14 protein-coding genes and 2 pseudogenes are annotated in these 21,960 nt (G+C 61.1%); 8 read left to right on the top strand and 8 right to left on the bottom strand.

Features of this window, described 5'->3' with window-relative positions; translation table 11 throughout:
* Positions 1–48: 48 nt before the first annotated feature.
* Entirely contained in the window at positions 49–1,533 is a 1,485-nt protein-coding gene (gene putP / locus AC0R79_RS03390; RefSeq protein WP_007952308.1) for a sodium/proline symporter PutP, read from the bottom strand.
* A gap of 457 nt (positions 1,534–1,990) precedes the next feature.
* On the opposite strand from putP, the gene putA reads away from it, so the two are divergent.
* Positions 1,991–5,944 (top strand): trifunctional transcriptional regulator/proline dehydrogenase/L-glutamate gamma-semialdehyde dehydrogenase, encoded by a 3,954-nt coding sequence (putA, locus tag AC0R79_RS03385; RefSeq protein ID WP_474733192.1) that lies wholly within the window; start codon positions 1,991–1,993, stop codon positions 5,942–5,944.
* A gap of 292 nt (positions 5,945–6,236) precedes the next feature.
* On the top strand, positions 6,237–8,039 hold the full coding sequence (locus tag AC0R79_RS03380; protein ID WP_474733190.1) for an acyl-CoA dehydrogenase: 1,803 nt from the start codon (positions 6,237–6,239) through the stop codon (positions 8,037–8,039).
* Between the two features lie 121 nt (positions 8,040–8,160).
* Here AC0R79_RS03380 and AC0R79_RS03375 read toward each other — a convergent pair whose 3' ends face one another.
* The 4 genes and pseudogenes from AC0R79_RS03375 to AC0R79_RS03360 form a co-directional block, all read right to left on the bottom strand.
* Positions 8,161–8,892: a methyl-accepting chemotaxis protein gene (locus AC0R79_RS03375; protein WP_425273009.1), complete on the bottom strand. Its 732-nt coding sequence runs from the start codon at positions 8,890–8,892 to the stop codon at positions 8,161–8,163.
* Between the two features lie 135 nt (positions 8,893–9,027).
* A pseudogene (locus AC0R79_RS03370) lies at positions 9,028–10,053 on the bottom strand (cache domain-containing protein); the annotation flags it as partial.
* A 145-nt stretch (positions 10,054–10,198) separates the two neighbouring features.
* Entirely contained in the window at positions 10,199–10,501 is a 303-nt protein-coding gene (locus AC0R79_RS03365) for a cell division protein ZapA (protein WP_007952314.1), read from the bottom strand.
* Complete coding sequence (locus AC0R79_RS03360) at positions 10,498–10,728, bottom strand: hypothetical protein (RefSeq protein ID WP_007952320.1); 231 nt, start codon at positions 10,726–10,728, stop codon at positions 10,498–10,500. The genes AC0R79_RS03365 and AC0R79_RS03360 overlap by 4 nt, the downstream gene beginning before the upstream one ends.
* Positions 10,729–10,900: 172 nt before the next feature.
* On the opposite strand from AC0R79_RS03360, the pseudogene AC0R79_RS03355 reads away from it, so the two are divergent.
* From AC0R79_RS03355 to selO, 5 genes and pseudogenes are all read left to right on the top strand, one after another.
* A pseudogene (locus AC0R79_RS03355) lies at positions 10,901–11,779 on the top strand (MCP four helix bundle domain-containing protein); the annotation flags it as partial.
* Positions 11,762–12,634, top strand: a complete 873-nt coding sequence (locus AC0R79_RS03350; protein ID WP_371850982.1) for a methyl-accepting chemotaxis protein — start codon at positions 11,762–11,764, stop codon at positions 12,632–12,634. The pseudogene AC0R79_RS03355 and the gene AC0R79_RS03350, both read left to right, overlap by 18 nt.
* A 217-nt stretch (positions 12,635–12,851) precedes the next feature.
* Positions 12,852–14,594, top strand: coding sequence for a potassium/proton antiporter (locus tag AC0R79_RS03345; RefSeq protein ID WP_039766498.1), 1,743 nt, complete (start codon positions 12,852–12,854; stop codon positions 14,592–14,594).
* A gap of 34 nt (positions 14,595–14,628) precedes the next feature.
* Complete coding sequence (gene mscK / locus AC0R79_RS03340) at positions 14,629–17,982, top strand: mechanosensitive channel MscK (RefSeq protein WP_375745047.1); 3,354 nt, start codon at positions 14,629–14,631, stop codon at positions 17,980–17,982.
* Positions 17,983–18,030: 48 nt separating this feature from the next.
* Positions 18,031–19,494, top strand: a complete 1,464-nt coding sequence (gene selO, locus AC0R79_RS03335) for a protein adenylyltransferase SelO (RefSeq protein WP_474733186.1) — start codon at positions 18,031–18,033, stop codon at positions 19,492–19,494.
* 132 nt (positions 19,495–19,626) lie between these two features.
* On the opposite strand, the gene AC0R79_RS03330 is transcribed toward selO, so the two are convergent.
* Both AC0R79_RS03330 and AC0R79_RS03325 read right to left on the bottom strand, forming a co-directional pair.
* Positions 19,627–20,028, bottom strand: a complete 402-nt coding sequence (locus AC0R79_RS03330) for a helix-turn-helix domain-containing protein (protein ID WP_474733185.1) — start codon at positions 20,026–20,028, stop codon at positions 19,627–19,629.
* Positions 20,025–20,321 (bottom strand): type II toxin-antitoxin system HigB family toxin, encoded by a 297-nt coding sequence (locus AC0R79_RS03325; protein WP_102718314.1) that lies wholly within the window; start codon positions 20,319–20,321, stop codon positions 20,025–20,027. The genes AC0R79_RS03330 and AC0R79_RS03325 overlap by 4 nt, the downstream gene beginning before the upstream one ends.
* Before the next feature lie 195 nt (positions 20,322–20,516).
* Here AC0R79_RS03325 and trxC point away from each other — a divergent pair, with 195 nt between their 5' ends.
* Positions 20,517–20,951 carry a thioredoxin TrxC gene (gene trxC / locus AC0R79_RS03320; protein WP_064592954.1) on the top strand — a complete coding sequence of 145 codons (435 nt, stop codon included), beginning with the start codon at positions 20,517–20,519 and terminating at the stop codon, positions 20,949–20,951.
* A 7-nt stretch (positions 20,952–20,958) separates the two neighbouring features.
* Here trxC and AC0R79_RS03315 read toward each other — a convergent pair whose 3' ends face one another.
* Complete coding sequence (locus tag AC0R79_RS03315; protein ID WP_007952339.1) at positions 20,959–21,729, bottom strand: ParA family protein; 771 nt, start codon at positions 21,727–21,729, stop codon at positions 20,959–20,961.
* Positions 21,730–21,960 lie beyond the last annotated feature (231 nt).

Here is a 21,960-nt window from a genome sequence, read left to right as displayed (position 1 = left end):
TCCTGGTAGGAAACGGGCCGTTTTCTTGTGAGCCTCAGCTCATTTCCATCACTTGTTCAGATGGAAATCCTTCTCGGCCGCTTCAAAGCGCTGAACCATGCCGGCGCTCGGCTGGCCCATCAGGCTGACGAAGTAGATCGCCAGGCTGGCGAAGATGAAGCCCGGGATGATTTCGTACAGACCCAGCAGCTCGAAGTGCTTCCACACGATCACGGTGATCGCGCCGACCAGGATGCCGGCCAGTGCGCCATCACGGGTCATCTTCTTCCAGATCACCGAGATCAGCACGACCGGACCGAAGGCTGCACCGAAACCGGCCCAGGCGTAGGACACCAGACCCAGCACGCGGTTGTCCGGGTTGGCGGCCATCGCGATGGCGATCAGTGCAACCAGCAGCACCATGGCGCGACCGACCCACACCAGCTCGACTTGCGAGGCGGATTTACGCAGGAAAGTCTTGTAGAAGTCTTCGGTCAGGGCGCTCGAGCACACCAGCAACTGGCAGCTCAGGGTGCTCATAACAGCAGCCAGAATGGCCGACAGCAGCACACCGGCGATCCACGGGTTGAACAGCAGCTTGGCCAGTTCGATGAACACACGCTCGTGGTTCTCGGTCACTGGACCCGCGACTTCCGGGTGCGCCGAGAAGTAAGCGATACCGAAGAAGCCCACGGCCACAGTGCCGCCCAGGCACAGGATCATCCAGGTCATGGAAATGCGACGGGCGTTGGCGATGGATTTCACCGAGTCGGCGGCCATGAAGCGCGCCAGAATGTGCGGCTGGCCGAAGTAGCCCAGGCCCCAGCCCATCAGCGAGATGATGCCGATGAAGGTGGTGTTTTTCAGCATGTCGAAGTTGCTTGGATCTTGCGCTTCGATGGCCAGGAACGTGGTATCGACGCCGCCGGTGGCCAGCAGCACGATGATCGGCGTCAGCAGCAGGGCGAAGATCATCAGGGTGGCTTGTACGGTGTCGGTCCAGCTCACCGCGAGGAAACCGCCGACAAAGGTGTAGGCAATCGTCGCTGCAGCACCGGCCCACAGCGCGGTCTCGTAGGACATGCCGAAGGTGCTTTCGAACAGACGGGCACCGGCAACGATGCCGGAAGCGCAATAAATGGTGAAGAACACCAGAATCACTACCGCCGAAATGATGCGCAGCAGGCCGCTTTTGTCTTCAAAACGGCTGGCGAAGTAGTCCGGCAGGGTCAGGGCATCGCCGTTGTGTTCGGTTTGAACCCGCAGACGACCGGCGACGAACAGCCAGTTCAGGTAGGCACCGACGATCAGGCCGATGGCGATCCAGCTTTCGGACAGGCCGGACATGTAGATGGCACCCGGCAGGCCCATCAGCAACCAGCCGCTCATGTCGGAAGCGCCGGCGGACAATGCGGTCACCACGCTGCCCAGGCTGCGGCCGCCCAGAATATAGTCGGAAAGGTTGTTGGTGGAGCGATAGGCCATGAAGCCGATCAGCACCATTGCTGCGATGTAGATCACGAACGTGATCAGGGTTGGATTGCTTGCGCTCATTACGTACGTGCCCTGGCTTTGTTTTTATGTAGCGGCGGCGGTTGCACCGTTTGCAGACTGACGTCTGACAGACGATTCGCACGGCCGCGCATTTATGACCAATGTTTCCCCAGGAAAGCCATTGGCCGGTACACCGGGTTTTCCCCGGTTGCACCTTGGGCGCGAATCCTATTCAACAAACTAAAACAGGTGCAACCAGTTTCTTGAGAATTAGTTGCACCTAATCGGAATTATCCCGAAAAGTCGGTTTTTTGCTCCCTTTTAGCGCAGTCAGGGGCCTTTGCTAGAAGCAAAAGCACCAAGCAGGAGCGGCACTTTCGTACCAGAAATTATTTCCTGACGAGTTGCCGAATATTCCGACAAAAAAGGGTTGCACCCGGTTGCACCTCTTTCGGCTCGCGGCTAATCTTGCCGCCAGCTGTTGTCGCGCAACTGCGGCACCTATGAGGATAAAAATATGGCTACCACCACCCTTGGGGTCAAACTTGACGACCCGACCCGCGAGCGCCTGAAGGCCGCCGCAACCTCGATTGATCGCACACCGCACTGGCTGATCAAGCAGGCAATTTTCAATTACCTGGAAAAACTCGAGGGTGGTGCAACCCTGACCGAGCTGAACGGTTTGACCGCCAAGGACGCCGACGACGCGGGCGAAGTCCACACCGATCACGCTCATCAATGTTTCCTCGAATTCGCCGAAAGCATCCTGCCGCAATCGGTGCTGCGCGCCTCGATCACCGCCGCTTACCGTCGCCCTGAGCCGGAAGTGGTGCCGATGCTGATCGAGCAGGCTCGCCTGCCGGCACCGATGGCCGAAGCCACCAACAAACTCGCCGCAACCATCGCGGAAAAACTGCGTAACCAGAAGAGTGCCGGCGGTCGTGCAGGCATTGTTCAGGGCCTGCTGCAGGAATTTTCCCTGTCGTCCCAGGAAGGCGTGGCACTGATGTGCCTGGCCGAAGCGCTGCTGCGTATCCCGGACAAGGGCACTCGCGATGCACTGATCCGCGACAAGATCAGCACCGGCAACTGGCAGCCGCACCTGGGCAACAGCCCGTCGCTGTTCGTCAACGCGGCGACCTGGGGCTTGCTGCTGACCGGCAAACTGGTCTCCACCCACAACGAAGCCGGCCTGACTTCGTCCCTGAGCCGCATCATCGGCAAGAGCGGCGAGCCGATGATCCGCAAGGGCGTCGACATGGCCATGCGCCTGATGGGCGAGCAGTTCGTGACCGGCGAAACCATCGCCGAAGCACTGGCCAACGCGAGCAAGTTCGAAGCCAAAGGCTTCCGTTATTCCTACGACATGCTTGGTGAAGCGGCGCTGACCGAACACGACGCCCAGAAGTACCTGGCCTCGTACGAACAAGCCATTCACTCGATCGGCAAAGCGTCCCACGGCCGTGGGATTTATGAAGGCCCGGGCATCTCGATCAAACTGTCGGCCCTGCACCCGCGTTACAGCCGCGCCCAGTACGAGCGCGTGATGGACGAGCTGTACCCGCGCCTGCTGTCGCTGACCCTGCTGGCCAAGCAATACGACATCGGCCTGAACATCGACGCCGAAGAAGCCGACCGCCTGGAGCTGTCGCTGGATCTGCTCGAGCGCCTGTGCTTCGAGCCGCAACTGACCGGCTGGAACGGCATCGGTTTCGTGATCCAGGCCTACCAGAAACGTTGCCCGTACGTGATCGACTACGTGATCGACCTGGCTCGCCGCAGCCGTCATCGCCTGATGATCCGCCTGGTGAAAGGCGCGTACTGGGACAGCGAAATCAAGCGTGCCCAGGTCGAAGGCCTGGAAGGCTATCCGGTCTACACCCGCAAGGTGTACACCGACGTTTCCTACATCGCCTGCGCCCGCAAACTGCTGTCGGTACCGGAAGTCATCTACCCGCAGTTCGCCACGCACAACGCCCACACTCTGTCGGCGATTTATCACATTGCCGGTCAGAACTATTACCCGGGCCAGTACGAATTCCAGTGCCTGCACGGCATGGGCGAACCGTTGTACGAGCAGGTTGTAGGCAAGGTTTCCGAAGGCAAGCTGAACCGTCCGTGCCGCGTGTACGCTCCGGTCGGCACCCACGAAACCCTGCTGGCGTACCTCGTACGTCGTCTGCTGGAAAACGGCGCCAACACCTCGTTCGTCAATCGCATTGCCGACCAGTCGATTTCGATCCAGGAACTGGTGGCCGATCCAGTTGCGCAGATCGAGCAGATGGCGACCGTGGAAGGTGGTTTCGGCCTGCCGCACCCGCGCATTCCGCTGCCGCGTGACCTGTACGGTTCCGAACGCGCCAACTCCAGCGGCATCGACATGGCCAACGAACATCGTCTGGCCTCGCTGTCCTGCGCCCTGCTGGCCACCGCGCACAACAACTGGAAAGCCGCGCCGATGCTCGGTTGCGCCTCCAGCAACGAAGCGCCGGCACCGGTGCTGAACCCGTCCGATCTGCGTGACGTGGTCGGCCACGTACAGGAAGCCACCGTCGAAGACGTCGACAACGCCATTCAATGCGCCCTGAACGCCGCTCCGATCTGGCAAGCCACCCCGCCCGCCGAACGTGCCGCGATTCTGGAACGCGCCGCTGACCTGATGGAAGGCGAGATCCAGCCGCTGATGGGCCTGCTGGCCCGCGAAGCCGGCAAGACCTTCGCCAACGCCATCGCCGAAGTCCGCGAAGCCGTCGACTTCCTGCGTTACTACGCGGTGCAGGCGCGCAACGATTTCAGCAACGACGCCCACCGCCCACTGGGCCCGGTGGTCTGCATCAGCCCGTGGAACTTCCCGCTGGCGATCTTCAGCGGTCAGGTCGCCGCCGCACTGGCCGCCGGTAACCCGGTGCTGGCCAAACCGGCCGAACAGACTCCGCTGGTGGCTGCACAAGCCGTGCGCCTGCTGCTCGAAGCCGGGATCCCGGAAGGCGTGCTGCAACTGCTGCCGGGTCGCGGTGAAACCGTCGGTGCCGGTCTGGTGGGCGATGAGCGCGTCAAAGGCGTGATGTTCACCGGCTCCACCGAAGTCGCGCGTCTGCTGCAACGCAACATCGCCGGTCGCCTCGACAACCAGGGCCGTCCGATTCCGCTGATCGCCGAAACCGGCGGCCAGAACGCGATGATCGTCGACTCTTCGGCACTGACCGAACAGGTGGTGATCGACGTGGTGTCGTCGGCCTTCGACAGCGCCGGTCAGCGTTGCTCGGCCCTGCGCGTCCTGTGCTTGCAGGAAGATTCCGCAGATCGCGTCATCGAAATGCTTAAAGGTGCGATGGCTGAAAGCCGTCTCGGCAACCCGGAGCGCCTGTCCGTGGACATCGGCCCGGTGATCGACGCCGAAGCCAAGGCCGGTATCGAGAAGCACATCCAGGGCATGCGCGACAAAGGTCGCAACGTGTACCAGGTGGCCATCGCCGATACCGAGGAAGTCAAACGCGGCACCTTCGTCATGCCGACCCTGATCGAGCTGGAAAGCTTCGATGAGCTGCAACGCGAGATCTTCGGTCCGGTGCTGCACGTGGTGCGCTACAAGCGTAAAGAGATCGACCAGTTGATCGCCCAGATCAACGCCTCCGGTTACGGCCTGACCCTCGGCGTGCATACCCGCATCGACGAGACGATCGCCAAGGTGATCGACAACGTCAACGCCGGTAACGTCTACGTCAACCGCAACATCGTGGGTGCCGTGGTCGGCGTTCAGCCGTTCGGTGGCGAAGGCCTGTCGGGTACTGGCCCTAAAGCCGGTGGCCCGCTGTACCTGTACCGTCTGCTGTCGACGCGTCCTACCGATGCCATCGAACAATCCTTCGCTCGCGGTGATGCTGCCGTGGCACCGGACGTTCGTCTGCGCGACGCCATGAGCAAACCGCTGACCGCTCTGAAAGCCTGGGCCGACAGCAACAAGTTCGCTGATCTGAGCACCCTGTGCGTGCAGTACGCGGCCCAGTCGCAAAGCGGTATCACCCGCGTACTGGCCGGCCCGACCGGCGAGAAGAACAGCTACGCGATCCTGCCGCGCGAGCACGTGCTGTGCCTGGCGGACATCGAAGGTGATCTGCTGACCCAGCTCGCGGCGGTACTGGCGGTGGGCGGTTCGGCGGTCTGGCCGGAATCCGACACCAGCAAGGCATTGTTCGCACGCCTGCCGAAGGACATTCAGGCGCGGATCAAACTGGTTTCCGACTGGAACAAGGACGACGTGGTGTTCGATGCGGTTCTGCATCACGGCCATTCCGACCAGTTGCGTGCGGTCTGCCAGCAGATCGCCAAGCGTGCCGGCGCCATCGTTGGAGTTCAGGGCCTGTCCCAGGGCGAGACCAACATTGCGCTGGAGCGTCTGGTGATCGAGCGCGCGCTGAGCGTCAACACTGCGGCAGCGGGCGGTAACGCCAGCCTGATGACCATCGGTTAATCAGCGACTCCGCTGCTGATCGTTCCCACGCTCTGCGTGGGAATGCCTCAAGGGACGCTCCGCGTTCCAGCCACGCTGCCGATTTCAAGCCTGGCACCGATGGGACGCAGAGCGTCCGGGGCTGCATTCCCACGCAGAGCGTGGGAACGATCAACACTCCGTCAGGAACTTAGAAATGGGCGCCCTCACCGGCGACCATTTTTTTGGCCTCTCCATCACCGTTATCAATCTTCCTGTTCAGCCTTTATTCGCACGCCTAGACTCGGCCCATTCCAAAAAAAGGTAGGCCGCCATGTCCGAGACGCTGCTCAGTTCCCGCAATCTGGCTTTCGAGCTGTACGAAGTCCTCGATGCCGAGGGCCTGACCCGGCGCGAGCGGTTTGCCGAGCACAACCGCGAAACCTTCGATGCCGCCATCGGCACGGCGCGCAACATCGCCGAGAAGTACTTCGCACCGCACAACCGCAAGGGCGACGAGAACGAGCCGCGCTACGAGAACGGTCAGGCGATTCTGATTCCCGAAGTGAAACCGGCGGTGGATGCCTTCCTCGAAGCCGGATTCCTCAACGCTGCACGCAGTTTCGACGCCGGCGGCATGCAACTTCCTACATTGTTGTCCCAAGCCTGCTTCGCCCACTTCCAGTCGGCCAACGCGGCGTCGACCTCATACCCGTTCCTGACCATGGGCGCCGCCAACCTGATCGAAAGTTTCGGCACCGAAGAGCAGAAGCAACGCTTCCTGCAACCGATGATCGACGGCCGCTTCTTCGGCACCATGGCCCTGACCGAACCCCATGCAGGTTCGTCACTGTCGGATATTCGTACCCGCGCCGAGCCTGCGTCCGACGGCACTTATCGCCTCAAGGGCAACAAGATCTTCATTTCCGGCGGCGATCACCCGCTCTCGGAAAACATCGTGCACATGGTGCTGGCCAAGCTGCCGGACGCGCCGGCCGGGGTGAAGGGCATTTCGCTGTTTATCGTGCCCAAGTTTCTGGTCAACGATGACGGCAGCCTCGGCAAGCGCAACGACGTGCTGCTCGCCGGGCTGTTCCACAAGATGGGCTGGCGCGGCACGACGTCCACGGCGCTGAACTTCGGCGATAACGGCGAGTGTGTCGGTTATCTGGTGGGCAAGCCGCATCATGGCTTGAGCTACATGTTCCAGATGATGAACGAGGCGCGGATCGGTGTCGGCATGGGCGCGGTGATGCTTGGTTATGCCGGTTATCTGTACTCGCTGGAATACGCTCGCGAACGTCCGCAGGGCCGGGTGCCGGACAGCAAGGACCCGACGACGGCGCCGGTGGCGATCATTCAGCACGCCGATGTCAGACGCATGCTGCTGACGCAGAAATCCTACGTCGAAGGTGCTTTCGATCTCGGTCTGTATGCGGCACGGCTGTTCGATGACACCACCACGCTGGAAACCGAGGCCGAACGCAAACAGGCCCATGAACTGCTGGATTTGCTGACGCCGATCGTCAAATCCTGGCCGTCCGAGTTTTGCCTGAAAGCGAACGAACTGGCGATCCAGATTCTCGGCGGCCACGGTTACACCCGCGAATACCCGGTGGAGCAGTACTACCGCGACAACCGCCTGAACCCGATCCACGAAGGCACTCACGGCATTCAGTCGCTGGACTTGCTCGGGCGCAAACTGGCGCAGAACGGTGGCGCCGGGCTCAAGCAACTGATTCGCCTGATTGCCGACACCGCCGAGCGCGCGGTGGCGTACGAATCGTTGACCACACTGCGTGAGCCGCTGGAGAAACTGGTGGCGCGCCTGCAGAGCGTGACCATCAGCTTGCTGACGGATCTGGCTCAAGGCAAGGTCAACAGCAGCCTGGCGAATTCGGCGTTGTACCTGAAGGTGTTCGGGCACGCGGTGATTGGCTGGCGCTGGCTGGAGCAGGCGATTAGGGCCAAGGAAGGGTTGGCCAAGGGGAATGCGGCGGATGCCGACTTCTATAAGGGCAAGTTGCAGGCGGCACGGTATTTTCTGACGTGGGAAGTGCCGGGGTGCCAGCATGAGCTGACGTTGCTGGAGGCGCGGGATGATACGTGTCTGGCAATGCAGGATGCGTGGTTCTGATCCCACGGTGTCGTTCCCACGCTCCGCGTGGGAATGCCTCCTGTGACGCTCTGCGTCACGATCTTGAGAGGACGCGGAGCGTCCGGGGCTGCATTCCCACGCAGAGCGTCGGAACGATCAATCAAGATAGTTTGAACCCACCCATCTGCCGCGCCAGATCATCCGCCAACCGCTGCAACATCTGACAATCCTCCCGACACGCCCGAACCTCCCCCGCCGTCGCCCGGGCCAGATCGGAAATCCCCTGCACATTGCGGTTGATCTCCTCGGTCACCGCCGACTGCTCCTCGGTCGCCGTCGCCACCTGATGGTTCATGTCACTGATGCGCTCGACCTGCCCGGTAATCGCGGTCAAAGACGCCCCCGTACGCTGGCTCGATTCAACCCCGGTGCCAGTCGCGGCCTGCCCGGTGCGCATCGATGACACCGCATTCTCCGCCCCCTGCTTGAGGCTGCCGATCATCTGCTGAATCTCGTCGGTAGACGCCTGAGTCCGTCGCGCCAAGGTGCGGACTTCATCCGCCACCACCGCAAAACCACGCCCCATGTCCCCGGCTCGCGCCGCTTCAATTGCCGCATTCAACGCCAACAGATTGGTCTGCTCGGAAACACCACGAATCACCGCGAGCACCTGATCGATCGAGGCCACCTGATGCGCCAGCTCCCCCACCGCGCCCGCCGCGACGCCGATTTCATCGGACATGCTTTCTATATGGCGAATCGACCCGCCGACCACTTCCCGCGCCTGCATCGCTTCATCGCGCGCCGTTTGCGAGGCAAGCGCCGCGTTGCCGGCGTTCTGGGCGATTTCCTGCACCGTCAGGCCCATCTCGTGGACGGCGGTGGCGACCATGTCGGTCATTTCCTGCTGGCGACCTGAGCGCTCGGCGGTGTTATCCACAACCCGGGCCACCTGGCCGACGGCAACACGCAGACGCTCGCTGGTGGTCAGCACTTCGCCGATCATCCCGCGCTGGCTGTCGAGGAAACGGTTGAAGCCCCGGGCGAGGTCGCCCAGTTCATCGGCGCGGCTGGAATCTAACCGATGGGTCAAATCTCCACCACCGCTACCGATTGCTACCAGCGCAGCTGTTACCTGACGAATCGGTCGCACCAATCCCTGAGCCAGCCAGATCACCAGCGCCAGGCAAACCAGCGCCACCGCCAGACCGATGCCGCTGCTCATCCACATCGCCCGGCGGGCTTCGGCGTAGATCTGCGACTGTGGCACTTCGGCCACCAGCGTCCAGCCGAGGTCGCGCAAAGGCAGGCTGAAGGCGAGGAAGTCTTCGCCGTCGCGCTGGAAGCTGCTGTTGGCGGCGACTTTATGGCCCATGACCGCTTGTGCCGCCGAGCCGCCGATCTGCTCGCTCAAGGTGCGCTTGCCGCTGAACTGTGCCTCGGGATGGACCTGGATCAAACCATCGGAACGCACGAGATAGACCTTCCCGCGTTCGCCGAAACTGAAATTGTGGATCAGCTCCGACAGTTCTTTCATGCTCAATCCAAGACCCGCCACGCCGACCACTTTGCCGGCCTGCTCCACCTTCAAATCGATGAACAGCGCCAGCTCCCCGGTGGCCCCGTCGTTGTCGATGTTCAGGGTTCGCGGCTGGTTGCTGTCGAGGAAAGAGTAGAACCACGCATCGGCCGGTTTGGATCGGCTGAGGGTGCGATCCAGGCCCTTTTCAGTGATGTAGTGATTGGATTCGGTGCCGATGATCAGCGCGGTAAACGCCTTGTGTTCGGCGCGGATGCCTTCCAGATACTGCGCGAAGCCCGCCGTTTTTGCGGAATCTTCACCGTTGGCCAGCCAGTCGCGGACCATCGTGTTGCTGGCGATGTCCTTGGCGGCGGTGAGGGGTTGAACGAGAATTCGTTCGATGTCGTTGCGCGTCGCTTCGATGCTCGACGGCAGCGCCTGTTCGACCAGATAGCTCTGGGCGAGGCGGTTGACCACCAGGGTATAAATGCCAACCACGATCAGAATGCTGACCAGCAGGGCAGTGCCCATACCGAGGATCAGCTGCCATTGAATACTGCGACGCCAGAACTGCATGGAGCACCCCCAAAGAATAAGAGGCTGAAACACTGCAACAGCCGTGCCGATTGTATACAACGCAATCGACAATCTTATTCTTTGGTTGTGCGCAACCCCATCAACCCTGATTGATGGTCTTGGCGATGGTCTCGACCGTGGCGCTGACTTGCTCTTGGTAACGCTCGAGTTCTTCCTGATGCTGCTTCTTCATTTCAATCTGCTGCGAGCACAGATTCATCGCCGCCAGCACCAGCAGGCGGTCGCCGATCAGCGTCGGGTATTTGCGCTTGGTGTCGGCCAGTGCGGCCTTGAGCATCAAGGCGGCGTCCAGCAGGGTCTGTTCTTCCCCGGCCGGTGCCTTGATCGAATAGTCCTCCCCCATGATGGAGATGACTTTTACCCCTGCTGTGCCGTGGTTCATGCGCTGACAGGGCCTGCGTTGACGCGATCAACCAGGGCCTGGATGCGCGCGGCGGTGGCGCCGTGCTTTTCTTCCTGTTCCATCAGGCTCAGTTGCAGGCTTTCGTTTTCATCCTTGGCCTGGGCCAGTTCCGTGGACAGGGTCTGGTTGGTTTCCGACAGGGTCTGGTTCTGTTGCACCAGGTCGCTGACGAGCTGTTCCAATTGGCTGAGGGATGCTTCCAACATTTTGATCTTCCAGGGCTTTTTCAAAGGGCGCGTACGATAAAGAAAAGTCGTCGTTGACGCCAGGGTTAAACCGGCGCAAGGCCTTGATTTTCCTGGCGGCTCGACCGTTCTTGCGAGTCTTAGAGACTGTCATCTGCCGATCTGGTTCCTGCACTTCGTCGCTTGCGTACGGATGCGACAAATACGCACATGGACTAAAGAGTTCATCCGCCTGACCGATAAGTCACCCAACAGCAGTCTCAGCCCGCACGGATGCGGCCCTTCCCTGGTATCCGCCTCCATGTCCCTTCGTAATATGAACATCGCCCCCCGGGCGTTCACCGGCTTTGCCCTGATCGGCGGTCTGATGCTGATTCTCGGCGTGTTCGCCCTGAATCAGATGAGCAAAATCCGCGCAGCAGGCGAAGACATCGCCACGGCCAGCGTGCCTTCGATCAAGGCCCTCGACGAATTTACCCAGTTGACCCTGCGCCTGCGCGTGCTGTCGTATCGGTTGCTGATCAACCGTGAGCCAGACGTCCAGCAAAAAACCATCGAGCTGTTCGATTTGCGCAACCGGCAGATCACCGACGCGCAACGCGCCTACGAGCCGCTGATCGATGGCCCGCAAGAACGCGCGGCTTACGATCAGTACGTGCAGTTGCTGGCGCAGTACCGCCAGCTCGAAGACCGGATGAAGACTCTGTCGCGCAACAATCAGATCGACGAACTGCGGCAGATGCTCAACACCGATTTGCTCGCCAATTCCGAAGCGGTGAATACCGCTCTCGCGCGTTTGCTGGAGATCAACACCCAACAGATCGCCGAGACCAATCAGGGCGCCACTGATCAGTATTCGATGTCGTTTAATCTGGTCGTGACCCTGTTAATCATCGCCACCGGCCTGACTTTGTTGTTCGCCTGGCTGTTGACCAGCAGCATTACCAAGCCAATTGCCAAGGCACTGGATGCGGCGGAAACCATCGCCGAAGGCAACCTGACCCAGCCGATCCACGTTGACGGCACCGACGAAGCCGGGCGCCTGCTGGCAGCCATGGCCAAGATGCAATCGAAGCTGCGCGACACCCTGCAGCGGATTTCCGGCTCGGCCACCCAACTGGCCTCCGCCGCCGAAGAGCTGAACAGCGTCACCGACGAAAGCGCCCGTGGCCTGACCCAGCAGAACAACGAAATCGAGCAGGCCGCCACCGCGGTCAACGAGATGACCAGCGCCGTAGAAGAAGTTGCGCGCAACGCGGTCAGCACGTCCGAAGCCTCGAAGAACGCCACCACCTCCGCCGGCGACGGCCGCGACCTGGTGCAGGAAACCGTCAGCGCCATCGAACGCATGAGCGCCGACGTGCAGAGCACCGCGACCCTGATCGGCGACCTGGCCAACGAATCCCGCGACATCGGCAAGGTACTGGACGTGATCCGTGGCCTGGCCGACCAGACCAACCTGCTGGCACTGAACGCCGCGATCGAAGCGGCCCGTGCCGGTGAAGCCGGTCGTGGTTTTGCCGTGGTGGCTGACGAAGTTCGTGCCCTGGCGCACCGCACCCAGCAGTCGACCAGCGAGATCGAGCGCATGATCGGCAGCATCCAGAGCGGCACCGAACACGCCGTGGACTCGATGCGCAACAGCACCGAGCGCGCCGAGTCGACCCTGAACATCGCCCGTGGCGCCGGTCTGTCGCTGGACACGATCAACACGGCCATCGTCGAAATCAACGAGCGCAACCTGGTGATCGCCAGCGCTGCTGAAGAGCAGGCACAAGTGGCGCGGGAAGTGGATCGCAACCTGGTGAACATCCGCGATCTGTCGGTGCAGTCGGCGACCGGCGCGAATCAGACCAGTGCGGCGAGTAATGAGCTGTCGCGATTGGCGCTGGATCTGAACAATATGGTTGGGCGGTTTAGCCTCTAACCCTCTGCGTTGATCGTTCCCACGTCGAGGCATCGAACCGTCTGCGGGGGAATGCAGCCGCTCTCTGCGTTGATCGTTTCCACGCTCTGCGTGGGAACGATCATGCGCAAAGCTGAAAAAGCTTTTTGACAGCATCACATTTCAACAGGTTAGAATCGCTGGCACGCAGACTGCATGGTCAGTTTGTGCCCGTCTTTCCGCTTCTGGAGTACTGCCTTTGAATGCGACGACCATCAACAGCCTGTTCTTGATCGGCGCGTTGCTGGTAGGCGCAAGCATTCTTGTCAGCTCCCTGTCTTCCCGTCTCGGCATCCCGATTCTGGTGATCATCCTCGCGGTCGGCATGACTGCCGGGGTCGATGGTGGCGGCATCATTTTCGATAACTACCCGACGGCCTATCTGGTCGGCAACCTCGCTCTGGCAGTGATCCTGCTCGACGGCGGCTTGCGCACCCGGGTGTCCAGTTTCCGCGTGGCCTTGTGGCCGGCATTGTCACTTGCGACGGTCGGGGTACTCATCACCACCGGCCTCACCGGCATGGCCGCTGCGTGGCTGTTCGACCTCAACCTGATTCAAGGCCTGCTGATCGGCGCCATCGTCGGTTCCACGGACGCCGCGGCGGTGTTCTCACTGCTTGGCGGCAAAGGGCTGAACGAACGGGTAACCGCCAGCCTGGAAATCGAATCCGGCAGCAACGACCCGATGGCGGTGTTCCTCACCGTGACCCTGATCGACATGCTCGCCAGCGGCCAGACCGGCCTGCACTGGAGCCTGTTGACTCACCTGATCCGCGAGTTCGGCATCGGCGGTGTGATCGGTCTGGGCGGTGGCTGGCTGATGCTGCAACTGGTCAACCGGATCAATCTGGCCGCTGGCCTGTATCCGATCCTAGTGATCGCCGGCGGTCTGGTGGTGTTCGCCCTGACCAACGCCCTGCACGGCAGCGGCTTCCTCGCCGTGTACCTGTGCGGTCTGGTGATCGGCAACCGCCCGGTTCGCAGCCGCCACGGCATCCTGCACATGCTCGACGGCATGGCGTGGCTGGCGCAGATCGGCATGTTCCTGGTGCTGGGACTGCTGGTCACTCCGCATGATCTGCTGCCGATCGCCGTGCCTGCCTTGGGCTTGGCGCTGTGGATGATTCTGTTCGCTCGGCCGCTGTCGGTGCTGGTCGGGTTGCTGCCGTTCAAGGCCTTCCACGGTCGCGAGAAAGCCTTCATTTCCTGGGTAGGCCTGCGTGGCGCGGTACCGATCATCCTGGCGGTGTTCCCGCTGATGGCCGGGCTGCCGAATGCGCAGCTGTACTTCAACCTCGCCTTCTTTATCGTGCTGGTGTCGCTGCTGGTGCAGGGCACGAGCCTGCCGTGGGTGGCCAAGCTGCTCAAGGTGACGGTGCCGCCGGAGCCGGCGCCGATCTCCCGCGCCGCCCTCGAAGTGCACGTCACCAGCGAGTGGGAGCTGTTCGTTTACAAGCTCGGCGCGGAAAAATGGTGCATCGGTTCGCCCCTTCGCGAGCTGAAAATGCCCGAAGGCACACGTATCGCCGCCCTGTTTCGTGGCCAGCAACTGCTCCATCCGTCGGGTAGTACGGTGCTGGAAGTCGATGATTTGCTGTGTGTTATCGGCCATGAACACAACCTTCCGGCCCTCGGAAAACTGTTCAGCCAGGCGCCGCAACGCGGCCTCGATCTGCGCTTCTTCGGCGACTTCGTACTCGAAGGAGATGCCCAGCTCAAAGCGGTTGCTGCCCTGTACGGCCTGCCCGCCGAAGGCATCGATCCGGACATGACCCTGGGCCACTTCATCGCCCAGAAAGTCGGCGGTGCACCGATCGTTGGCGACCAGGTGGAATGGAACAACACCCACTGGACGGTTGCGGTCATGGACGGGAACAAGATCGGCAAAGTGGGCGTCAGATTCCCCGAAGGAAGTCGCCCGGGCCCCGGGCTCTTCCTCTAAACTGCGTCCACTCTCACTTGCTTGACCGGTCTCTATGCCTACCCTGCGCTCCTTTTTCCTCGCGGCCCTGCTGGGCCTGAGTCTTTCCGTCGGCCCGCTGCAAGCCGCCGAACCGCCGTCCAGCGACGCCGTGCAGGCCAGCCTGGATAAACTCACCGACAGCAAACTGCCCGAGGCCGACAAGAAGGCCCTGCAGACGGTCCTGCAAAACACGCTGAACCAGCTCAACAACCGGCGTGACTACGAGCAGAAGCTGATCGACCTCAAACAGCAGCTGGCCACTGCGCCGAAGCAGACCATCGAGAATTCGCGCGAACTGACCCGCCTCAAGGCCAGCGCCGTGGTACCGGTAGCGCAGCGCTTTCCCAAGGAAAACATCCAGCAGCTGGAGCAGATGCTCACCGAGCGCTCGACCCAGCAAAGCGATCTGCAAAAGGCCCTGGCCGACGCCAACAGCCTGATCATCACCGCCCAGACCCGCCCCGAGCGTGCCCAGGCCGAGATTTCCAGCAGCCAGACGCGCATCCAGCAGATCAACAACATCCTCAAGACCGGCAAGGACGCCGGCAAGACCGTCAGCGCTGAGCAGCGCGACCTGCTCAACGCCGAACTGGCCGCCTTGAACGCGCTGATCCCGCTGCGCCGTCAGGAGCTGGCCGGCAACAACCAGTTGCAGGATCTGGGCAACAGCCAGCATGACCTGCTCTCGGAAAAGTCCGACCGTCTGGACCGCGAGATCCAGGAACTGCAAACCCTGATCAACCAGAAGCGTCTGACCCTTTCGCAGGAAACCGTGACGCAGCAGTCGATCGAGGCACAGAAGTCCGGCAGCAGCACCCTGCTCGCCACGGAAAGCGCGGCCAACCTCAAGCTCTCCGACTACCTGCTCAAGAGCACCGACCGCCTCAACGAACTGACCCAACAGAACCTGCAGACCAAGCAACAATTGGACAGCGTGACCCAGAGCGATTCGGCCCTCGACGAACAGATCAACGTGCTCAAGGGCAGCCTGCTGCTGTCGAAGATTCTCTATAAACAGAAACAGGCGCTGCCGCGCCTCAAGGTCGACCGCGACCTGGCGGATCAGATCGCCGACATTCGCCTGTACCAGTTCGAAATCAACCAGCAGCGCGAACAGCTGAGCAATCCGGCGACGTACGTCGACAACCTGCTTTCCACCCAGCCGCCGGAGCAAGTCACGCCACAACTGCGCAAGAGTCTGCTGGAGCTGGCCAACACTCGCGTCGATCTGCTGGAACGGCTGAGTCGCGAACTGAGCGCGATGCTCAACGAATCGATCACCCTGCAACTGAACCAGAAACAACTGCTGAGCACCGCGCAAAGCCTGCGCGCAACCCTCGATGAGCAGATGTTCTGGATTCCGAGCAACAAGCCGCTGGACACCGAATGGATGCGCGGCGTACCGGAGCGACTGAAGCGTCAGATCGACACGTTGCCGCTGGCCTCAAGCTTCAGCGAACTGACCGATGGCCTGACCCAGCGACCGCTGTTGTTCCTGCCGCTGGCGCTGCTGATCGGCGCGCTGCTGTGGCGCCGCAAGCAGTTGTATTCGCGCTTGAACAAGGTTCACCAGGACATCGGCCACTTCAAGCGTGACAGCCAGTGGCACACACCCCAGGCGATCCTGATCAATATTCTGCTGGCGATGCCGGTGGCGCTGGGCCTGGCGCTATGCGGGCTGGCGTTGCAGATCGACGCCCGCGGGCAGAACGCCAACATGGGCGCGGCGCTGCTGCAAATGGCCCAGGCGTGGCTGGTGTTCTACACCGCTTACCGGATTCTCGCGCCGGGTGGCGTGGCTGAACTGCACTTCCGCTGGGAAAAGCCGCAGGTCGAATTCCTGCAAGGCTGGGTGCGTCGCCTCGGGCTGGTGGTCATGGCACTGGTGGCGGTGGTGGCGGTTGCCGAACTGCAACCGGCGGCGCTGGCCGACGATGTGCTGGGCATGCCGGTGGTGCTGACCTGCTACGCCCTGATGGCATGGCTACTCAGCCGCCTGCTGATCAGCAGCCCGACCCACGAAAACGCCTCGCTGTTCCGCAAGGCCGTGGGTGTGATGTTCACCCTGCTGCCCATCGCGCTGTTCGTCGCCGTGTGCTTCGGCTACTACTACACCGCGCTGAAGCTCAGTGACCGCTTGATCAACACGTTGTACCTGCTGATGTTCTGGCTGGTGATCGAAGCCACCTTCGTCCGTGGTCTCGCGGTCGCGGCACGTCGTCTGGCTTACCAGCGCGCCCTGGCCAAACGTCAGGCCGCGAAGGAAGCCGGCGACGGCGAAGCGGTGATTGAAGAGCCGACCCTGGACATCGAAAAGGTCAACGAACAGTCCCTGCGCCTGATCCGTCTGGCGCTGCTCGGCGGTTTCATCGCCGCGCTGTACTGGGTCTGGGCCGACCTGATCACTGTGTTCTCGTACCTCGACAACATCACCCTCTACGAATACACCAGCGGCACCGGCGCCAACATGAGCATGGTGCCGATCAGCATCGGCGACATGCTCGGCGCACTGATCATCATCGGCATCACCTTTGCGCTCGCGCGCAACTTGCCGGGCCTGCTTGAAGTGTTTGTGCTTTCGAAACTCAATCTGGCTCAAGGCAGTGCGTACGCGACCACGACGCTGCTGTCGTACGTGATCGCCGGGGTCGGTTTCGTCTCGACCCTGTCGACCCTCGGCGTGAGCTGGGACAAGTTGCAATGGCTGGTGGCGGCGCTGTCGGTGGGCCTCGGTTTCGGCATGCAGGAGATCTTCGCGAACTTCATCTCCGGCATCATGATCCTGTTCGAGCGCCCGGTGCGGATCGGCGACACCATCACCATCGGCAACCTGTCGGGCACGGTGAGCAAGATCCGCATCCGCGCCACAACCATCACCGACTTCGACCGCAAGGACATCATTGTCCCGAACAAGACGTTCATCACCGGGCAACTGATCAACTGGTCGCTGACCGACACCATCACCCGGGTGACCCTGAAACTCGGCGTCGATTACGGCTCGGATCTGGATCTGGTCAAGGAACTGCTGCTCAAGGCCGCCCGGGAAAACCCGCGCGTGCTCAAGGAACCCGAGCCGCACGTGTATTTCCTCAACTTCGGCGAAAGCACCCTCGACCACGAACTGCGCATGCATGTGCGCGATCTCGGCGACCGCAACCCAGTACTCGATGAGGTCAACCGCTTCATCAACCGCGAGTTCAAGAAGCAGCACATCAACATCTCGTTCCGCCAGATGGAGGTTTACCTGAAGAACCTCCACGGTCAGGAATACAAGATGGTGCCGATCGAGCCGGAAACCAAAACCATCGTGCCGGTCAGCGACGACCAGAAACCGTTGCAGGAACCGCCGCCGGCCAAACTCGACTAACCCGGCTAATCCCAGCAGAATGCTCGGACATTCTGCTGGAGCCGGTCCTTGAAATCCCTCGACGAACTGACCTTCGACAACCGCTTCGCCCGCCTGGGCGATGCGTTCTCGGCCCACGTGCTGCCCGAACCGATCGACAATCCGCGACTGGTCGTGGCCAGCCCTGCGGCCCTGGCGCTGCTGGATCTGGACCCGGCGGTGGCTGACACCCAGGAATTTGCCGAGCTGTTCGGCGGCCACAAGTTGTGGGCCGATGCCGAGCCGCGGGCGATGGTCTATTCCGGGCATCAGTTCGGCGGCTACACCCCGCAACTGGGCGATGGCCGCGGGTTGTTGCTGGGCGAGGTCTACAACGCGGCCGGCGAGCACTGGGACTTGCATCTGAAGGGCGCCGGGCAGACGCCGTTCTCGCGGATGGGCGATGGTCGCGCGGTACTGCGCTCGTCGATCCGCGAGTTTCTCGCGTCCGAAGCGCTGCATGCGCTGAACATCCCGTCTTCACGCGCCGCCTGCGTGATCGGCTCCGACACCCCGGTCTGGCGTGAGAAACAGGAACGCGCCGCGATGGTGCTGCGCCTGGCGCCGAGCCACATCCGTTTCGGCCACTTCGAATACTTCTATTACACCAAGCGCCCCGAACAGCAGAAGCAGCTCGGCGAGCACGTGTTGGCGATGCACTACGCCGAATGCCTGGAACAGCCGGAACCCTATCTGGCGATGTTCCGCGAGATCGTCGAGCGCAACGCCGAACTGATCGCCAAATGGCAGGCCTACGGCTTCTGCCACGGCGTGATGAACACCGACAACATGTCGATCCTCGGCATCACCTTCGACTTCGGCCCGTTCGCCTTCCTCGACGATTTCGACGCGAACTTCATCTGCAACCACTCCGACGATCAGGGCCGCTACTCCTTCAGCAATCAAGTGCCGGTCGGCCAGTGGAACCTCAGCGCCCTGGCGCAGGCCCTGACGCCGTTCATCAGCGTCGAAGCCCTGCGCGAAACCCTCGGCCTGTACCTGCCGCTGTTCCAGGCCCATTACCTCGACCTGATGCGCCGCCGCTTCGGCTTCACCACCGCCGAGGACGACGACCAGCAACTGCTGGAACAACTGCTGCAACTGATGCAGAACAGCGGCGTCGATTACACGCTGTTCTTCCGCCGCCTGGGCGAACAGTCAGCCGAACAGGCCATCGCTCGCCTGCGCGATGACTTCGTCGATATCAAAGGTTTCGATGCCTGGGGCGAGCGCTATGTCGCCCGTGTCGCACGCGATGGTGCAAGCGATCAAGAACAGCGCCGCGCGCGGATGCATGCGGTGAATCCGCTGTACATCCTGCGCAATTACCTGGCGCAGAAGGCGATTGATGCTGCCGAGCAGGGTGACTATTCAGAAGTGCGCCGGTTGCACGCAGTGCTGAGCAATCCATTCGAGGAACAACCTGGAATGGAGAGCTATGCGGAACGGCCGCCGGAGTGGGGTAAGCATTTGGAGATTAGTTGTTCCTCATGAAGCGCACGGTCTCCTGTCTCGGAGCCGTGCACCCTCGCGTCAGGCAACCTGCTAGATGACAGCGCCGGCTGAAAAAGCTGCGCGACATGCTCAGAGTGCAAATGCCACGACTCTGGACACACTGGTTTGCTTTCAGATAAACACGTCCACAGGTAGCTTGAAGTGCTCGGCCAGCCAGCGGACCTGCCGCAGATTCAACTGGCGCTTTCCACTTAGGATTTCTGAAACAACAGACTGAGTGCCCACACCCGGCAAATCGCTCTGGGTCAAACCATGCTCACGCATCAAATACCTCAGCACTTCAAAACCGGGCGGTTTAGGCGTCGGGTGATGCACGCGATCCCATTCTTCAATCCAGTCACCGATGATATCCACCAGACTCATTAAAGGATGAGACTCATCATCGCCCGTCATTTCGAGCAGCTCGTCAAGGGCTTGAACGAGCCTGTCGTAGTCGTCTTCGCTTTTCGGCTTGCGCAGCAAAGGCGAAACGAACTCCCAGTGCTCAGCGGCTTTTTTGATCAGAACACTCATGCCTTAGCCTCCTTCCATTTACCGCGGTCATATTCGCGATGATCCAACACATGTCTGATGTACAACTTTTGAGGTCGAAATCTGACATAGGCGATCAACCTGAGCTTGTTACCGCCAATATCGAAAACGTGAAAATCACCCACTTTGTCGACAGCTGGAAACAAGGCCTTCAGCGCCGCAAAATCTGGCGATTTGCTCCCTTTCGCCACTTCCAGCCAGTGGTCCAGTGCTGTAGCTGCGTTAGGCCATTTGGCCTTCGCTTCTCGTATTCGTTTTCCGGTGATGACATGCATGCAACATCCTTATCGCATTCTGCTATGGGGAGTTAATCACAGATCAAAATTATCGCAAGTTGCGATACAGCCGAGCAGACCAACGGGTCTCGACCGGTTCATCTCAGCCTAGGCTCACAGCCAAACACTGCACGATTGAAAATATGAGCAAACGTCTCCAACTAGGAGTTATCAGCTTTCCACTGGATCCCGATCATGACCGACCCACTCCTCATCCCCTGCCCCTCCTGCAACGGCCTCAACCGCATCCCCGCCGAGCGCCTCAACGACCATCCGAAGTGCGGGCGCTGCAAGTCCGAGGTGCTGCTGAACAAGCCGTTTGAGCTCAAGCAAGGCGATTACGCCAGTCAGATCAAGGGTGATCTGCCGTTGCTGGTGGACGTGTGGGCGGACTGGTGCGGGCCGTGCAAGTCGTTTGCGCCGGTGTTCGAGCAAGCGGCTGCGCAGTTGGCGGGCAAGTGCCGGCTGGCCAAGCTGGACAGCGAGGCCAATCAGCAGTTGTCGGCGCAGTTGGGGATTCGTTCGATTCCGAGCCTGATTCTGTTCCGCAACGGCCGGGAAGTCGCCCGTCAGAGCGGGGCCTTCCCGTTGCCGCAGTTGATGGCCTGGCTGCGTAGCCAGGGCATCTGACAAGGCTTCAGGCGTCTTCGAGCAGGTTATGCAGCTCGACGAACTGCTGCGTCAGCTTGTGCCGTGGGTCGAGGTGGATCAGCGGCGTGTTGGCCTGATGGGATTCGCGCATGCGCACTGAACTGGCGAGGTAGACCGGCAGTACCGGCAGGCCCTCGGCGATCAGTTCGTCGAGGATCTGCTGCGGCAGGCTGGCCCGGGCCTGGAACTGGTTGACCACAATGCCTTCGACTTCCAGGCCTTCGTTGTGGTCTTCCTTCAACTCGTCGATCTCGGCGATCAGACCGTACAGGGCCTGACGCGAGAAGCTGTCGCAGTCGAAGGGAATCAATACCCGATCGGCGGCAATCAGGGCCGAGACCGCATAGAAATTCAGCGCCGGCGGCGTATCCAGATAGATCCGGTCGTAATCTTCCGACAGCTCGTCGAGCAGCTTTCGCAGCTTGTTGATCTTGTGCTTTGCCTCGAGCTTGGGCTGCAAATCGGCCAGTTCGGCGGTGGCGGTGATGATGTGCAGGTTGTCGAACGGCGTTTCGTAGATATCCGCCTGATTCTTTTTCGAGAACGGCCCGGAAGACAGGGTCTGTTTGAAGAAGTCGGCAATGCCCATCGGAATGTCGTCACCCGTGAGCCCGGTCAGATACTGAGTGGAATTGGCCTGGGCATCGAGGTCGACCAACAGCGTGCGATAACCCTCGCTGGCGCTCACCGCCGCCAGATTGCAGGCAATGCTGGATTTGCCCACGCCACCTTTCTGATTGAACACCACGCGCCGCATGACAAAACCTCCGTGTATCAAAGAATGACCGAGTGTAGTGGTGCCCGGTGCCGGTTCGCTACCTCGATGGACACGGACTACAGAGTCAGGCGCCAATATCCCAATGAATACGGCGCAAAGACACCCGTTGATCGCCGATTCGCCCGACAGACAGACACCCGACAATCTGGATAATGGCCAAGTGACAGTTTTTTGCTGCGTACCATTCGGTCCATTTCACTGCGCAAAATG

It is taken from the genome of Pseudomonas sp. HD57-3 (assembly GCF_056113135.1).
This window is presented reverse-complemented; position numbering and strand designations above follow the sequence as displayed.

Excerpts from the sequence above, each read along its gene's own strand:
- putP (WP_007952308.1), bottom strand. The coding sequence starts at position 1,533 with ATGAGCGCAAGCAATCCAACCCTGATCACGTTCGTGATCTACATCGCA.
- putA (WP_474733192.1), top strand. The coding sequence starts at position 1,991 with ATGGCTACCACCACCCTTGGGGTCAAACTTGACGACCCGACCCGCGAG.
- AC0R79_RS03380 (WP_474733190.1), top strand. The coding sequence starts at position 6,237 with ATGTCCGAGACGCTGCTCAGTTCCCGCAATCTGGCTTTCGAGCTGTAC.
- AC0R79_RS03375 (WP_425273009.1), bottom strand. The coding sequence starts at position 8,892 with ATGGTCGCCACCGCCGTCCACGAGATGGGCCTGACGGTGCAGGAAATC.
- AC0R79_RS03365 (WP_007952314.1), bottom strand. The coding sequence starts at position 10,501 with ATGAACCACGGCACAGCAGGGGTAAAAGTCATCTCCATCATGGGGGAG.
- AC0R79_RS03360 (WP_007952320.1), bottom strand. The coding sequence starts at position 10,728 with ATGTTGGAAGCATCCCTCAGCCAATTGGAACAGCTCGTCAGCGACCTG.
- AC0R79_RS03350 (WP_371850982.1), top strand. The coding sequence starts at position 11,762 with ATGGCCAAGATGCAATCGAAGCTGCGCGACACCCTGCAGCGGATTTCC.
- mscK (WP_375745047.1), top strand. The coding sequence starts at position 14,629 with ATGCCTACCCTGCGCTCCTTTTTCCTCGCGGCCCTGCTGGGCCTGAGT.
- AC0R79_RS03330 (WP_474733185.1), bottom strand. The coding sequence starts at position 20,028 with ATGAGTGTTCTGATCAAAAAAGCCGCTGAGCACTGGGAGTTCGTTTCG.
- AC0R79_RS03325 (WP_102718314.1), bottom strand. The coding sequence starts at position 20,321 with ATGCATGTCATCACCGGAAAACGAATACGAGAAGCGAAGGCCAAATGG.
- trxC (WP_064592954.1), top strand. The coding sequence starts at position 20,517 with ATGACCGACCCACTCCTCATCCCCTGCCCCTCCTGCAACGGCCTCAAC.
- AC0R79_RS03315 (WP_007952339.1), bottom strand. The coding sequence starts at position 21,729 with ATGCGGCGCGTGGTGTTCAATCAGAAAGGTGGCGTGGGCAAATCCAGC.